Annotated in this window: 12 protein-coding genes; 8 read left to right on the top strand and 4 right to left on the bottom strand. The window is 61.8% G+C overall.

What is annotated here, in order from left to right; translation table 11 throughout:
* The first annotated feature begins 5 nt into the window (after positions 1-5).
* From ACTJJN_RS17170 to ACTJJN_RS17160, 3 genes are read left to right on the top strand one after another with little or no spacing between them, the layout of a single operon-like run.
* Positions 6-1163 (top strand): transporter substrate-binding domain-containing protein, encoded by a 1158-nt coding sequence (locus ACTJJN_RS17170; RefSeq protein WP_088512727.1) that lies wholly within the window; start codon positions 6-8, stop codon positions 1161-1163.
* On the top strand, positions 1160-1744 hold the full coding sequence (locus tag ACTJJN_RS17165; protein ID WP_012052055.1) for an ANTAR domain-containing response regulator: 585 nt from the start codon (positions 1160-1162) through the stop codon (positions 1742-1744). Before ACTJJN_RS17170 ends, ACTJJN_RS17165 begins: the two co-directional genes overlap by 4 nt.
* 12 nt (positions 1745-1756) lie before the next feature.
* Entirely contained in the window at positions 1757-2269 is a 513-nt protein-coding gene (locus ACTJJN_RS17160) for an AmiS/UreI family transporter (RefSeq protein WP_012052056.1), read from the top strand.
* Between the two features lie 46 nt (positions 2270-2315).
* Here ACTJJN_RS17160 and ACTJJN_RS17155 read toward each other — a convergent pair whose 3' ends face one another.
* Complete coding sequence (locus ACTJJN_RS17155) at positions 2316-2762, bottom strand: GNAT family N-acetyltransferase (RefSeq protein ID WP_012052057.1); 447 nt, start codon at positions 2760-2762, stop codon at positions 2316-2318.
* Positions 2763-2834: 72 nt separating this feature from the next.
* A complete protein-coding gene (locus tag ACTJJN_RS17150) occupies positions 2835-4601 on the bottom strand; it encodes an NAD(P)H dependent flavin oxidoreductase family protein (RefSeq protein ID WP_324737467.1) in 1767 nt (588 codons plus the stop codon).
* On the opposite strand from ACTJJN_RS17150, the gene pdxR reads away from it, so the two are divergent.
* From pdxR to ACTJJN_RS17130, 4 genes are all read left to right on the top strand, one after another.
* Positions 4602-6098, top strand: a complete 1497-nt coding sequence (pdxR, locus tag ACTJJN_RS17145; RefSeq protein ID WP_440781456.1) for a MocR-like pyridoxine biosynthesis transcription factor PdxR — start codon at positions 4602-4604, stop codon at positions 6096-6098. It begins immediately after the preceding gene.
* 270 nt (positions 6099-6368) lie between these two features.
* Positions 6369-7994, top strand: a complete 1626-nt coding sequence (locus tag ACTJJN_RS17140; protein ID WP_392489625.1) for a methyl-accepting chemotaxis protein — start codon at positions 6369-6371, stop codon at positions 7992-7994.
* Between the two features lie 741 nt (positions 7995-8735).
* On the top strand, positions 8736-11450 hold the full coding sequence (mgtA, locus tag ACTJJN_RS17135; RefSeq protein ID WP_440781455.1) for a magnesium-translocating P-type ATPase: 2715 nt from the start codon (positions 8736-8738) through the stop codon (positions 11448-11450).
* 21 nt (positions 11451-11471) lie between these two features.
* Positions 11472-11849: a DUF2493 domain-containing protein gene (locus ACTJJN_RS17130; RefSeq protein ID WP_003254146.1), complete on the top strand. Its 378-nt coding sequence runs from the start codon at positions 11472-11474 to the stop codon at positions 11847-11849.
* Between the two features lie 100 nt (positions 11850-11949).
* Here the strand turns inward: ACTJJN_RS17130 and ACTJJN_RS17125 are convergent, their stop codons facing one another.
* Together ACTJJN_RS17125 and ACTJJN_RS17120 are read right to left on the bottom strand one after the other, a co-directional pair.
* Positions 11950-13176, bottom strand: a complete 1227-nt coding sequence (locus tag ACTJJN_RS17125) for an MFS transporter (RefSeq protein ID WP_012052062.1) — start codon at positions 13174-13176, stop codon at positions 11950-11952.
* 292 nt (positions 13177-13468) lie between these two features.
* Positions 13469-14023, bottom strand: a complete 555-nt coding sequence (locus tag ACTJJN_RS17120) for a GNAT family N-acetyltransferase (RefSeq protein WP_324737469.1) — start codon at positions 14021-14023, stop codon at positions 13469-13471.
* A 150-nt stretch (positions 14024-14173) separates the two neighbouring features.
* Between ACTJJN_RS17120 and ACTJJN_RS17115 the strand changes: the two genes are divergently transcribed.
* Complete coding sequence (locus ACTJJN_RS17115; protein ID WP_440781454.1) at positions 14174-15028, top strand: helix-turn-helix transcriptional regulator; 855 nt, start codon at positions 14174-14176, stop codon at positions 15026-15028.
* Position 15029: the final 1 nt, after the last annotated feature.

Below are 15029 nucleotides of genomic sequence, written 5' to 3'. Positions count from 1 at the left end.
GTGTGATGAGTAGACAAGACAGGCAATTGAAGGTGGGCTTGCTGTTCGCCGAAACCGGCGTTACCGCAGCCATTGAACGCTCGCAGCGCTTTGGCGCGCTGCTGGCGGTCGAACAGGTTAACCGCGAGGGGGGCGTACTTGGCGAACCGGTTCTGACCCTGGTCGGCGACCCCGGGGGCGACCCGGACCGTTATCGCAATCTGTGTGACGACTATGTGCGCAACCACGGTGTGCGCCTGATGCTCGGCTGCTACATGTCGCACACCCGCAAAGCCGTGATGCCCGTCATCGAGCGCGCCGATGGCTTGCTGTTCTATCCCACGCCCTATGAGGGCTTCGAGTACTCGCCCAATATCATCTACGGCGGGCCGGCACCTAACCAGAATAGCGCGCCACTGGCGGCATACCTGACACGTCATTACGGTGCCAGGGTCGCCTTCGTCGGTTCCGACTACATCTACCCGCGGGAAAGCAACCATGTCATGCGCCACCTGTACAAGCAGCATGGTGGCGAAGTGGTGGAAGAAGCCTACATGCCCCTGTACCCCTCGGCCGATGACCTGGCCCTGGTGGTCGAGCGGGTGGTGCGTTCTGCCCCTGACGTGGTGTTCTCGACCGTGGTCGGTACGGGGACGGCAAGCTTCTACCAAGCAATGGCGCAGCGCTATGGCAATGGCCCTCGGCCGCCGATCGCCAGCTTGACTACCAGCGAGGCAGAAATTGCCGAAATGGGGGCCGAGGCGGCCCGTGGCAACATCGTCGTGGCACCCTACTTCACCAGCGTCGAGTCACCGCAAAGCAACGCATTCGTCAGTCAGTGCCGTGCGTTCTTTCCGGCCGATGTGCGCATCACTGCCTGGGCCGAGGCGGCGTACTGCCAGATGCGCATGCTGTGCCAGGCGGTAAATGCCACCGGCAGCCTGGAGGTGGAGGTAATCCGCAATCACCTGTACCACGCGAGCATGGATAGCCCCCAGGGCAGGGTGCAGGTGGAGCAGCAGAACAACCACTCGCACCTGTTTTCACGTATCGGCGAGATCGATGCGCGCGGGCAGATCTGCATCAAATGGCAATCGCCTACGACCATCCGCCCTGACCCCTATGTGGTGGTTCACAACCTGGACGACTGGACCGTGAGCATGATGGGGGGCGGCCCCTCATGAGCACGTCGAACATCCTGAACACGCTGCGTGAACTGCACGTGGGCATCGTTTGTCCGCCCAGTGAAATCACTGATGCCCTGGTGTTGCAACTGATGCGTATCGGCTGCTCGGTGAAGCAGTGCTGGCCACCGCCCAAGGCGTTCGACACCCACACCGACCTGGTGTTTTGCGGGGTGTTCGAAGGCCGCCACCATGCCGAGCTGGGCAAGCTGCTGGCCCAGGGCGGCGTACGCCTGACCGCCATCGCCTTGGTGGAGTACGAGAGCCCGACCATTCTTTCGCAAATCCTGGAGCTGGGGTGTCACGGCGTGATGGTGCTGCCTCTGGACAACCACAAGGTACTTCCGGCGTTGGTGTGCGCCAGAAGCAACAGCGAAGCCCAGGCCCGCTTGATGCAGAAGAATGCCCAGTTGCAGGAGCGTCTGGAGCACCAGGCCGACATCAACAAGGCCAAGGTCCTGCTGATGGCGGCCCAGGGCTGGCAGGAGCCTGAAGCTCATGCCTACTTGTCGAAAGAAGCGATGAAACAGCGGCTGTCGATGTTGGAAATGGCAAGAAAAACCCTAAAACAATTCGAATGAGAAGAGGTTGCCATGTTGTACGGACTGGTTCTGCTGTATGTGGGTGCGGTGTTGTTCATCAACAGCATCTGGCTGATGGGGCGTATCACTGACCGCGAAGTGGCGGTGATCAACCTGTTTGTCGGTTTGCTCAGCCTGTTGGTGGCGGTCTACCTGATCTTCGTGGTGGGCTCGGCCGAAGGCATCAAGGCCGGTGCCTTGACCCTCCTGTTCGCCTTTACCTACCTGTGGGTGGCTGCCAACCAGGTGCTGCAGGTTGATGGGCGCGGGCTAGGCTGGTTCTGCCTGTTCGTCAGCGTGACGGCGCTGGTGGTGACAGTCAGTTCCATCCCTGGCGCCGAAGGGCTGTTGAAGGTATGGGATGTGCTGAACTGGGCGGCGTGGACGGTGTTGTGGTTCAGCTTTTTCCTGTTGCTGGCGCTGGCCAGGAAGATCCAGCGTCTGGTGGCGGCAATGACATTGCTGTGCGCGATCTTCACCGCCTGGGTGCCCGGGCTGTTGATCCTGTGGCAGCAGATGGGCTGACGGCCATGCGGCCGCTGTGGAGCAGCCTTGCGCTGTGACGCTGCCCTTACGGCAGGCGCTTTTCCATCGGCTGATACACCAGCCCGGCAAACTCACCCACGTCGCCTGCCAGGGTGAAGCCGTAGCGTTGGTAGGCGGGTACAGAGGACAATGATGCCTTTACCGTCACCACCTCAGCGCTGGCATGCGCCAGTGCTGCGTTCATCAGGCGCTTGCCTATACCCTGGCGTTGCAGGCCTGGTGCAATGAACAGCATCGCAATGTGACGGCCTTCCTTGAGCTCGATCAGCCCCGCGATAGCGCCTTCGACAAAACAGGCCAGCATAAGGTTGTCACCTTGCATGCGCTCGGCAAACGCCTGGGGTGCTGACACCTGGGTAAAGGTCTCGATACCTTGCGCCGACAGCGTGGGCGCGACAGCCTGCATGAAGGCATCCATGCACAAGGCGCAGGCTTGGGGGAGGTCGTCAGGGGTGAGCGTGCGTACTTGCATGGTAATCGTCCTTGTCGGGTGTCCTTCTGTTGCCCACTTAAACCTGTTACGGGTTCAGAGGCCGATGCGGCATCAAGCTGCCTTGGCAGCGCCCGGCTTGCGTTCGCCAATCAGGATGTCTTCGAAGAATGCACCGACAGGTTCGGTAGGGTGGCACAGTTGTATCTCCAGCACCCACACCACCTCGCTCGGGACAATCTCCACCTCGGCCAGCTTGTCCTGGCTATACAACACATGCGGGAAGTCGGCGATGCGATGCCCGGCCAGGTTGCGCTCCAGCTGCCAACCTTTGGCCTGGGCACTGCGCTCGGCGAAGTCATACAGTTCACGTCCGGTCAACCCGCGGCCCCAGGCCTGACGGGTCTCGTCGAACACTTCATGCAGTGCCTTCACGCAGGCGTGGTGCAAAGCGTGCTGGCCAAACACGAAGGTATCGCCATAGTCACCTTCATAGCCATCCCATACCGGCCCAACGTCGACCACGACGATGTCCGTGGTACGTAGCACACGTTGAAGGTCAATGCCTTGCCGTGGCGTACGCACGGTATCGTCACCAAAACGGATGTAGGTGGGGTGCCAGGTGTGTGAGGCGCCCATCGCCTGGAGGGTATGCGCGGCCATCTCCAGTGCCTGGGCGGTGGTCATGCCGACCTGCAGTTGGCTGGCAATGGCGGCCACGGCCCGTACCGACTGTTCGCGGGCTGCGAGCATGCCGTCCAGCGAATAACGTGGGCCGACCTTTTCCAGCTGAGGGTGCAGCGTGCTGGCTGATGAAGCCTGCGTTGTCCGTGCGCCGCTGGCGACAAAGGCCTCGGCGACAAAGCGATGGGGCTGTACCCCTGCTGCAAGGCATTGCTCGCGGACCTGGGTGATCATCGTGGCATTGCCACAGGCATAGACCTGGGTTTCGACCCAGCGATGCGTCTGGCTGAGCGCCACCTGCTGTATACGTGCCTGGGCCGAGAGCACCGGTTGCCAGCGAAAGTGCGGGTGCACACGGCTGGACACGTCGAGAAATTCGCGGTCATAGAAATCCGCCGGCGAAGAGCCGCCCCAATACAGCGTGACGTCGGCATCGCCGGCCAAGGCCGTCAGCAACAGCGGCTTGATGCCGGCGTAACCTGTGCCAGTGGCGAAAAGGATCAGCGGGCGTTGGTCATCGTGCTGCCAGGTACAGGCGCCCAGCGGGCCCTCGAGCTTTACCGTTGCACCTGCTTGCAGGGTGGGCAGCAAACCTTCAGTGAACAGGCCGCCGCTGACCTTGCGGATGTGAAACACCAGTTGCCCTTGTTCCCGGGCAGGCAGGTTGGCAATGGAGAAACAGCGGCTGTCACCGTTGTCCAACTGAAACCGCATGTACTGGCCCGCCCGCACCTCCAGCGGCTGAGCAGGCTGCAACACCAGCTCGACGATATCTGCGCTCAGCGCGCGCTTGCCAACCACCTGTGCCTGGGTTTCCAGTGCGGGTGCGTCCAGTGACCAGCCGGGTATTTCCAGGCGCATGTCGCTGCAGGCATGGCTCTGGCACAGCAACATCTCGTCGGCGGCCAAGGGGTAGGAAGGCGGCGGTGTGTCCGCATCCCGCTGCTTGTCCTGATGCTGCCCCGACACCACCTTGACCTTGCACGAGCCGCAGGCGCCGCGGCGGCAGGAGAAGGGTACCGGCAGGCCGCTGGCGAGCATGGCGTCGAGCAGCAGCTCCTGGCTGGCTTCGAAGGTTTTGCCCGAGGGCGACAATTCAATGACGTGGCGGCTTTGCATAAGCACCTCGGGGCAAATGGAGGTTCGATTGTTGCTATAGTCCAGGACCAGCAGAACCTCCAGTTTTGGATATTTCATATGGTCCAGCTTCGTAAATGGCAGCCACTGCTCAAACTCGATGGGGCACAGGCTTCGTACCGGCAGATCGTCGAAGGGCTGGTGGCCGCAATCAGCGAGGGTCGCCTGCGCCCTGGCACACCGTTGCCGGGCACGCGGCAGATGGCGCAACTGCTGAACGTCAATCGCAAGACCGTGATCCTTGCTTATGAGGAAGCCGAAACCAAAGGCTGGCTGCAAAGCGTGCAACGCCGGGGCACCTTTGTCAGCCAGCAGCTGGCGCCTGGCACAGCGGCCGTTTGCGGTGCCGTGCGGCCTTTTGCCCTGGCGCTGCCAGAGGAACCCGCCGTTGCCTACTTCAAGGCGAACGAACAGGCTGTAGCCCAGCAAGGGCGGCCGGGGGCCTTGTTCTTCGACAACGGCGCCTGTGACCATCGCCTGCTGCCACAGGCTGTACTGCACCGCTATTACCGCGATGCCTTGCGCAGCAGCTTCAGCAGCAATAGCGTGCGCCACGGCAGCGAGTGCAGCAGCCGCAATCTGCGCAGCGCCCTGGCCGACATGCTGCGGCACAATCGCAGCCTGAACGTTGGCGCCGAGCATATCTGCCTGACCCAGGGGGTGCAGATGTCGCTGTCCCTGGTGGCCAGTGTGTTGCTCAAGCCGGGTGACGTTGTGCTGGTCGAGCGCCTGAGTTACCCCCCCGCCTGGGAGATCTTCCGTCAGCTGGGTGCCCGCCTGGTGACTGTGGAGCTGGACCATGAGGGGTGCCGGGTCGATCAGCTTGATGCCCTGTGCCGGCAGCACAAGGTGCGGATGATGTACATAACACCCCATCACCAGTTCCCGACCACGGTCAGCCTGCCAGCCGGGCGCAGGCAACAGCTGCTGGAGCTGGCGCGCCAGCATGCCTTTTGCGTGGTCGAAGAAGATTACGACTACGAATACCACTTTGCCGGGCGGCCTTATCTGCCGTTGGCCAGCGACCGCCAGCAGCGGCACGTGGTTTACATTGGCTCACTGTCCAAGCCTTTGGGCAGCACGTTCCGTTGCAGCTATATCGTGGCACCGGTGGAAGTGACAACCGTGCTGGAACGCAGGGCGATGTTGACCCTGGGGCAGGGCGATGCAGTCATGCAGCAGATGTTGGCGGACCTGATCAATGATGGCGAACTGAAGAAGCACTTGCGCCGCGTCAACCGCGAGTACCGGCGCCGGCGCGAAACCTTGTTGGGGGGCTTGCGCGATGCGTTTGGCGAACAGATCAGCGTGCAGGCGCCAGAAGGTGGCCTGGCGCTGTGGGTGAGGTTTGCCGATGAGATCAATGTGGATCAGTTGGTCGACAAAGCGCTGGAACGGGACCTGGTGGTGCGCAGTGGGCGACAGTTTTCACCGTTTGGCCATGCCGAGAATGCCTTGCGCCTGGGGTTTGCTTCGCTGGATGCGGATGAGATTCGGCAGGCGACCCAACGGCTGGCAGACGCCGCGAAAGCGATTGGCAAGGCGCGGTGGCTGTAGGCATGGCCTTGTGTCGCGACAGGGGATGGCACGGGCTTCGCCCGTGTTCGCGGGCAAGCGCGCTCCCACAGTGATCGCGGTGGGCTCAGGATTTGTGCAGGAGGGTTACGCCCCCAAGGGGCGCGAGGCCTCTGGGCCTCAACGCATTCCGTTCGGTTACCGCACATAACCGCATCTCGGCGCCTCAAGCCTGCGCCAGCACCTCCGATAGCAGCACACCCACCCTCGAATCTTCGATCAGAAGTGGTGCCAACAAGGAGTACTGCCCGCATGCTTGCCAACCTGAAAATTCGCACCGGAATGTTCTGGGTGTTGTCGCTGTTCAGCCTGACCCTGCTGTTTTCGACGGCCAGTGCCTGGTGGGCTGCCGTGGGTAGCGACCAGCAGATCACTGAACTGGATCAGACTGCGCACCAGTCGGACCGGTTGAACAATGCGTTGCTGATGGCGATTCGCTCCAGCGCCAACGTGTCTTCGGGCTTTATCGAGCAGTTGGGTGGCCATGACGAGAGTGCAGGCAAGCGCATGGCGCTGTCGGTGGAGCTGAACAACAAGAGCCAGGCGCTGGTCGACGAATTTGTCGAAAACGCCCGTGAACCCGCCCTTCGCGTGCTGGCAACCGAGCTGCAGGCTACCTTTGCCGAATACGCCAAGGCGGTGGCCGGGCAGCGTGAAGCGACCCGCCAGCGTTCGCTGGAGCAGTATTTCAAGGTCAACAGCGATGCCGGTAATGCCATGGGGCGGTTGCAAACCCTGCGCCAGCAGCTGGTGACCACACTGAGCGAACGTGGCCAGCAAATCATGCTCGAGTCCGACCGGCGTCTGGCCCGGGCGCAATTGCTGAGCCTGTGCCTGCTGGGCATGACCGTGGTGCTGGCGGTGCTGTGCTGGGCGTTCATTGCCCAGCGTGTGTTGCACCCCCTGCGTGAAGCCGGCGGGCATTTCCAGCGCATTGCCAGTGGCGACCTGAGCGTGCCGGTGCAAGGGCAGGGCAACAACGAGATCGGCCAGCTGTTCCATGAGCTCCAGCGCATGCAGCAGAGCCAGCGCGACACCCTTGGGCAGATCAACGACTGTGCCCGGCAGCTGGACGCCGCCGCCACGGCGTTGAACGCGGTCACCGAGGAAAGCGCCAACAACCTGCGTCAGCAGGGGCAGGAGCTGGAGCAGGCCGCCACCGCCGTGACCGAAATGACCACGGCAGTGGAGGAGGTTGCGCGCAACGCGATCACCACCTCGCAAACCACCAGTGAATCCAACCAGCTGGCCGCGCAAAGCCGCCGGCAAGTCAGCGAAAACATCGACGGCACCGAAGCCATGACCCGCGAGATCCAGACCAGCAGTGCGCACCTGCAGCAGTTGGTGGGGCAGGTGCGGGACATCGGCAAGGTGCTGGAAGTGATCCGCTCGGTGTCCGAGCAGACCAACCTGCTGGCGCTCAATGCTGCCATCGAGGCGGCCCGTGCCGGTGAGGCCGGGCGCGGTTTTGCGGTAGTGGCGGATGAGGTGCGCACACTGGCCTACCGCACGCAACAATCGACCCAGGAAATCGAGCAGATGATCGGCAGCGTACAGGCGGGGACCGAAGCTGCGGTAGCATCCATGCAGGCCAGCACCAACCGCGCCCAGTCGACACTGGACGTGACCCTGGCCTCGGGACAAGTGCTGGAGGGCATCTACAGTGCGATCGGCGAAATCAACGAGCGCAATCTGGTCATTGCCAGTGCGGCCGAAGAGCAGGCTCAGGTGGCGCGGGAAGTAGACCGCAACTTGCTGAACATCCGCGAACTGTCCAACCATTCTGCGGCAGGTGCGCAGCAGACCAGCGAGGCGAGCAAGGCGTTGTCGGGGCTGGTGGGGGAGATGACGGCGTTGGTGGGGCGGTTCAAGGTTTGAGGCGCTGCGCCTGCGTGGAACATTAAGATAAGGTTAAACTTATTTAAAGTTCCCCTTGCGGGTTGACTTCGATACTACGCTTGAATAAAGTTCGACCGCCCCGAGCGCGGGGCCTTTTTTCCCTTCACTGAAGAATTCAATGGACACAGTATCTCGTCGCTGCCTGACCTCTGCCGAATGGCCGGGTCAGGCACTTGAACCGGAACACCGGTCCCGACACCCTGGTCGGGCAAGCCGCGCCAGAGCCTGATGCTCCGCCGTGACTTGCCGCCGCCGGTGTTGGCCGGTTGGAGGCAAGCTCATGAACCTCACGTCATTCGTTTCACATCGCCAGCCTGCGTGCCTTGCGCCGCGGCAGGCCCGCGCCTGGCCGCGGCGTCTGCACGGCTACCTTGACCACCACCAGCACCCCCCAAGTAGTTGCGGGGTGCTGGCGCGTCTTCATGCACGCTTGAGCACCCGCACTTCTCACTGAATAAAAGATATTGAACGGTATCTTTGTGCTCGAACTTTTCACGTTAAAAGTTCGCGGGATAACTATTGCCCTGTGTTTATGAAAAGGAATCAAACCATGGATTGCGCGAGTAGAAAGTTCGCTGCCGACACAACTTCCGACTCTCGGCAGCGGACAGACAACTGTCGGAAAGAACCAGCATTATTCAGCGACCCGACATGCCTTCGTTCACCGCCTGAGTGAAACGTCTGTGTGTCGTGCCGCCGCAGCGGCAGGAGCACAGCAACATGACTGTCAAACACCGTAACACCTCATCGGCCAAGGCCGAACGCGAAACCCGCCTGTCCACCCGCGCCGCCCGTGAAGCGCGCAATGGCCTGGCGGTCACCCTCGCCAACCTCGATGCCAGCGAACAGGGCCTGACCGAGCACGAAGCCGCCAAGCGCCTGGCGCGCGATGGGGCCAACCAGGTTGCCCACGACCCGCAACCCCACGCCCTGGTGCAGCTGCTCAAGGCCCTGAACAACCCGTTCATCTATGTTCTGCTGACCCTGGCCGGGATCAGCTTTGTCACCGACTACTGGCTGCCGGTCAGTGCAGGCGAAGCAGACGACGCCGACCTGACCAAGGTCATCATCATCATGACCATGGTCAGCCTCAGCAGCCTGCTGCGCTTCTGGCAGGAGTACCGCTCGAACAAGGCTGCCGACGCGCTCAAGGCAATGGTGCGCAGTACTGCCACGGTGTTGCGCCGCGAGCAGATCGGGCAAGCCCCGCGCCTGCGCGAAGTGCCCATGGACGAACTGGTGGCCGGCGACATCGTGCAGCTTTCTGCAGGTGACATGATTCCCGCCGATATCCGCCTGCTTGAAGCGCGCGACCTGTTTATCAGCCAGGCCGTGCTCACCGGCGAAGCGTTGCCGGTCGAAAAGTACGACACCTTGGGTAATGTCGCGCAGAAGTCGGCCGCCGAGCATGGCGCACATCAGGACAACCTGCTCGAGTTGCCGAACATCTGCTTCATGGGGACCAATGTGGTCAGTGGCCGCGCCCGCGCCGTGGTGGTGGCGACCGGCCGACGCACCTATTTTGGCTCGCTGGCCAAGGCCATTGCCGGTTCGCGCAGCCAGACCGCTTTTGACCGCGGCGTGAACAGCGTCAGTAGCCTGCTGATCCGCTTCATGCTGGTGATGGTGCCGGTGGTGTTCATGATCAACGGTGTGGTGAAAGGTGACTGGGGTGATGCCTTCCTCTTCGCGCTTGCCGTGGCAGTGGGCCTGACCCCGGAAATGCTGCCGATGATTGTCAGCGCCAACCTGGCCAAGGGCGCCGTGGCCATGGCCCGGCGCAAGGTGGTGGTCAAACGGCTGAACGCCATCCAGAACCTGGGCTCCATGGATGTGCTGTGCACCGACAAGACCGGTACGCTCACCCAGGATCGGATCATCCTCGAGCACCATGTGCGCTTCGACGGCCAAACCGACAAGCGCATCCTCGAGCTGGCCTGGCTCAACAGCCATCACCAAAGCGGCATCCGCAACCTGATGGACCAGGCCGTGCTGCATTTCGCCGGCCAGGACCGCCAGTTCCAGGCGCCTTCCGCCTACGCAAAGGTCGACGAACTGCCGTTCGACTTCATCCGCCGCCGCCTGTCAGTGGTGGTGAGGAATGCCTTGGGCGATCACCTGCTGGTAAGCAAAGGGGCGGTCGAGGAAATGCTCGCCATCGCCACCCATGTGCAGGAAGGCGACAAGATCGTTGCCCTCGATCCGTGCCGCCGCCAGCAGCTGATGGCCAGTGTCGATGCCTTCAACCAGGACGGCTTCCGCGTGCTGGTGGTTGCCACCCGGCAGATCCCGGCGGCCGAAGGCAAGGCGCAGTATCACACCGAAGATGAGCGCGATCTGGTCATCCAGGGCTTGCTGACCTTCCTCGACCCGCCCAAGGAAACGGCCGGCCCGGCCATTGCCGCCTTGCGCGACATGGGCGTGCAGGTAAAGGTACTGACCGGCGACAACCCGGTGGTCACGTCCAAGGTCTGCCGTGAAGTGGGCCTGGCGCCAGGCCAGCCGTTGCTCGGCCAGGACATCGAGGGCATGGACGACACCACCCTGAAGCTTCAGGTGGAGGAGCGCACCGTCTTCGCCAAGCTCACCCCGTTGCAGAAATCACGGGTGCTCAAGGCCCTGCAGGCCAATGGTCACACCGTGGGCTTCCTTGGCGACGGCATCAACGACGCCGCCGCCCTGCGCGATGCTGACGTCGGTATCTCGGTGGACAGCGGCACCGACATCGCCAAGGAATCGGCCGACATCATTTTGCTGGAAAAGAGCCTGATGGTGCTCGAGGAGGGCGTGCTCAAAGGCCGCGAAACCTTCGGCAACATCATGAAGTACCTGTGCATGACTGCCAGTTCCAATTTCGGCAACGTGTTCTCGGTCCTGGTGGCCAGTGCGTTCATTCCGTTCCTGCCCATGCTGGCGATCCACTTGTTGCTGCAGAACCTGATGTATGACTTTTCCCAGCTGTCGCTGCCCTGGGACCGCATGGACAAGGCGTTCCTCAGCAAGCCACGCAAATGGGATGCCCGCAACATCGGCCGCTTCATGTTGTGGATAGGTCCTACGTCGTCGATCTTCGACATCACCACGTTCGCCCTGATGTGGTACGTGTTCGCCGCCAACAGCGTCGAAATGCAGGCGCTGTTCCAGTCTGGCTGGTTCATCGAGGGCTTGCTGTCACAGACGCTGGTCGTGCACATGCTGCGCACTCGCAAGGTACCGTTCTTCCAGAGCACCGCTGCATTGCCGGTGGTATTGGCAACGGGGCTGGTCATGGCATTGGGTATCTACATCCCGTTCTCCCCGGTGGGCGCGATGGTTGGCCTGGTGCCGCTGCCGTGGCAGTACTTCCCTTGGCTGGCCGCCACCCTGCTGGGCTACTGCGTGGTTGCCCAAGCCATGAAGACCCTCTATATCCGCCGTTTCGGCCAGTGGTTCTGAGCGATGCAAGGAGAGCAGACCATGCGAGTACTGATTTGTGCAGGACGCAACTACGCCGACACCCGACGCTGCCGCCAGGCCTTGGACGACGTCCAGCGCCAGCGGCCGATCCGGGTGTTGATCCACGGTGGCAGCCAGTTTCTTGGAGGGGAAATCGAAAGCTGGGCGCGCGAGCATGGCGCCGATCTGGTGCGTTACCCGCCAAACTGGCAACTGCACGGCAAGCAGGCCGAACGCTTGCGCAACCTGTTCATGCTCAACGACAGCCGCCCTGACCTGTTGCTTGCCTTGCCCGGTGGCGATGACACCGAGGAGCTGCTGGCCAGGGCCCGTGGCGCCGAGGTTCAGGTGATGTGCGCCAGGCAACCGCGCCAGCCCGAGCGGGGCGATTGCAGCTAATGCAAGCGCCTGGGGCCGTACGGCACCTGCGGGCTTGCCCGCGAAGCAGGCGCCTCGGTTTCACGGCCTCAAGCTTTGCGCAGCCGCCCTGGGCGGCTGCTTAGCCTGGCTGCGCCGCCAGATCGTTACTGACGTTGCGCCCCAGCACCAGCACGGTGACAAAGCCACAGCCCACCAGCGCCGTGGCCAGGCTCAGCAGTACCGCAGTGCCCAGATGGTCCACGACTTGCCCGCCGAAGAACGAGCCCACGGCAATGATCACCTGGAACAGGGCCACGAACAGCGGCATGCCACGTTCGACATCCTTGGGCGCCACGACAAACATCCAGATATTGGCACAGGCCGGGAACGCACCGAAGGCAAAGCCCCACAGTGCGATCAGCATCGCGGCACCCGTCATGCCGGTGGCGAAGTGCGGGAACAGGGCGGTGCTGACTGCGATCATGAGCGCGACCAGCATCAGGGTATGCCGCACGCTGCGGTTGGCGGCAAAGCCGGCGAAGATGTTACCCATGAAGCCGGCTACGCCATACAGCAGCAACAATGAACCGATCGTAGGCCCGTCAAAGCCGGCATTCTGTTTGAAGAACGGTGCGACGTAGGTGTACGCAGCAAAGTGCGCCAGGCCGATCAGCAACACGGCGATCAAACCGACCCGTGCTTGCGGGTTGATGAACAACGCCGGCAGGTCGCGGATGCGAATGGCCTTTTCCGGCATCAGCCGCGGCAGCAGGAACACCTGTGCCAGCAGCACCGGTACGCCTACCAGTGCAGTGACCAGGAACGTCATGCGCCAGCCCATCAGGCCACTCAGCCAGGTGCCGACAGGCACGCCCACTACCGTCGCCAGGGTTACGCCCGCCATGATGATGGAGTTGGCTTTGGCTACGCCCATCCCGTCAGGTGCCAGGCGGCCGCTGAGGGCGATGGCTGTCGCCCAGAAGCCGCCGATACTGATACCCAGTAGCACACGGCCGACCAACAGCAGGTTGAAGTCGCCGGCGTAGGCCACGATGGCGTTGGCGATGATCATGATCAGCGTCAGGCCGATCAGCAGGTAGCGCCGGTCCAGCGCGCCGACGCCTACGGAAATCAACGGGGCGGCTAACGCAGCCATGATGCCGGGCAGGGTCACCATCAGGCCGGCAAGGCCTGCACTGATGCCCAGGTCGCTGGCCACATCGTTCAGCACGCCCACCGGGAGGAACTCACTGGTGACCAGGGCGAAAGCACCCACGGCTACCGAGAGGATTGCCAGCCATTGCTGGGTCACGCTTTGTTGGCTGTGTTCGGGAAGGCCGCGAGGGGCCTGGCTGTTGCTTGGCATGGGTTAGGTTCCATGAGGGATCTCGCCTGTAGCAGGCGCAGGAGCGGGGGGATTTGCAGGGGATTGTAGAGGCGGCCTTGCCTGGCCGACAGGCAGGCCGCTCGATAGTAATCATCAGTGCAATCGATGAAACGCCTTGTGGAGCGCGCGCTGGCAGCGACTACGCCCTACCGGTACCGCACGGTGCAGGCCATGGCAATTTGCAGCCTGCAGCGTCAGCTTCTCTTTCCTGCGTCGTATACCGGGGGTACCCAGCGAGTGATCGAACGCACCGTACGGGCGTCGCCGTCGGCTACTTTTGCTGTTGCTCACCCTCCACCCACTGCTGGTAGGTGATGCGGCTGATGTGCTCAGTACGATAGTCGTCAAGAAAGCGGTTGTGCTTGTTTTCTTCGGTGTGATGATGACGGAAGCCACACTTCGCCTGGGCCGCCTGTGACTGGCTGTTGTCAGTGTAGTAGCCGCACCACAGTGCCTGCAGTTTCAGGGTTTCGAAGGCGTGGCGCATGACTTCCCGCACCGCCTCCGGAACCAGGCCTTTGCCCCAGTAGGGAACCCCGATCCAGTAGGAAATTTCACCTTCCTGTTCACTGATCTCGAGGTTGCTGTTACTGCCAGTCAGCAGGCCGACACAGCCTACGGCACGTTGATTCTGCTTGAGCTCAAGGGCGTACACTTCGGGGTGGTTGAACACTTCGCGAATGACCTCGCGGCTGTGCTCCACACTGGTGTGCACAGGCCAGCCCGCAACGGGGCCGACGCGCTCGTCCTTGGCATATTCGTACAAATCAGCAGCGTCGCTCTCCAGCCAAGGGCGAAGCAGCAAACGTTCGGTTTCCAATTTCATGTCCTGTACTCGTGTCTGGTCCGTGGGCCAGCGTATGGCCGACTGGCCACGCTGTAAACGTCGCTACCTTGGCATTATCGGTACTTTTCGAAACTGCGCGGGTGCTTGATGTTAGGCTGTTGGCTCTATCTGGCGGTGGTACCGAGTGCGATGCATCACATTCCGAAACTTTACGCGGCTGGTGATCCGATCCAGACAGGTGAAAGCACGCTTGCCGATGGGCAGGGGGCGCCACTGTCGTTCGGTCATGCCTATCTGACACTGCTTGTGTGCCTGTCCGGGGCTGCCCGTTTCACGCTGAACTTCAAAGAACATGCTGTCAGGCGCGCAGATGTGCTGGTGCTGGCCGAAGACACCATAGCCTTGCTCAAATGTCGCTCACGATGCTTCAAGGTGTTTTTCTGCCTGATACCACAAGCACTTGCTGCCGAGGTCGCCTACCCACTGCCCAATTCATTGTTCGTCTTTCTGCACGACCATCCGCACTGTGCACTTGCCGAAAGCGAGAGGCCGCTGCTGGAAGGGTGGCTGAGGCAAATGCGCGATATTGTGCGCTGCTGTGCCACTTATCAGCACATCATGCTGCGCAACCAGCTGCAGAACCTTTTCCTGAAGATTGCCGAGCAGCTTCCCGTGTTACCGACAGCAGGCAGGGCGTTCAGCCGCAAGGAAGCACTGAGTTGGCGATTCTGGGAGCTGGTAGGCAAACACAGCACCCGGCAGCGCGAGGTTAAGTTCTATGCCGACGCGCTTAACATCACCCCGTTCTATCTGTCGCAACTGACAAAGGTGTATTTCAATGCCAGCCCGAAAGGTTTGATCGATCGGCAGGTGACCCTGGAAATCAAGGCACTGCTTTCCTACAGTAATCACGCTGTCGGGCAAATTGCCGATGCGCTCAATTTTGCCGACGCGTCTTACCTGTGCCGCTATTTCAAACGTCAGACCGGTTTTTCGCTTTCCAGCTACCGCAGGCAAGCGCAGAACGTGCAAGGGCAGGGCTGAC

The organism is Pseudomonas sp. 22515 (genome assembly GCF_052044625.1).
GTDB lineage: Bacteria > Pseudomonadota > Gammaproteobacteria > Pseudomonadales > Pseudomonadaceae > Aquipseudomonas > Aquipseudomonas alloputida.
This window is presented reverse-complemented; position numbering and strand designations above follow the sequence as displayed.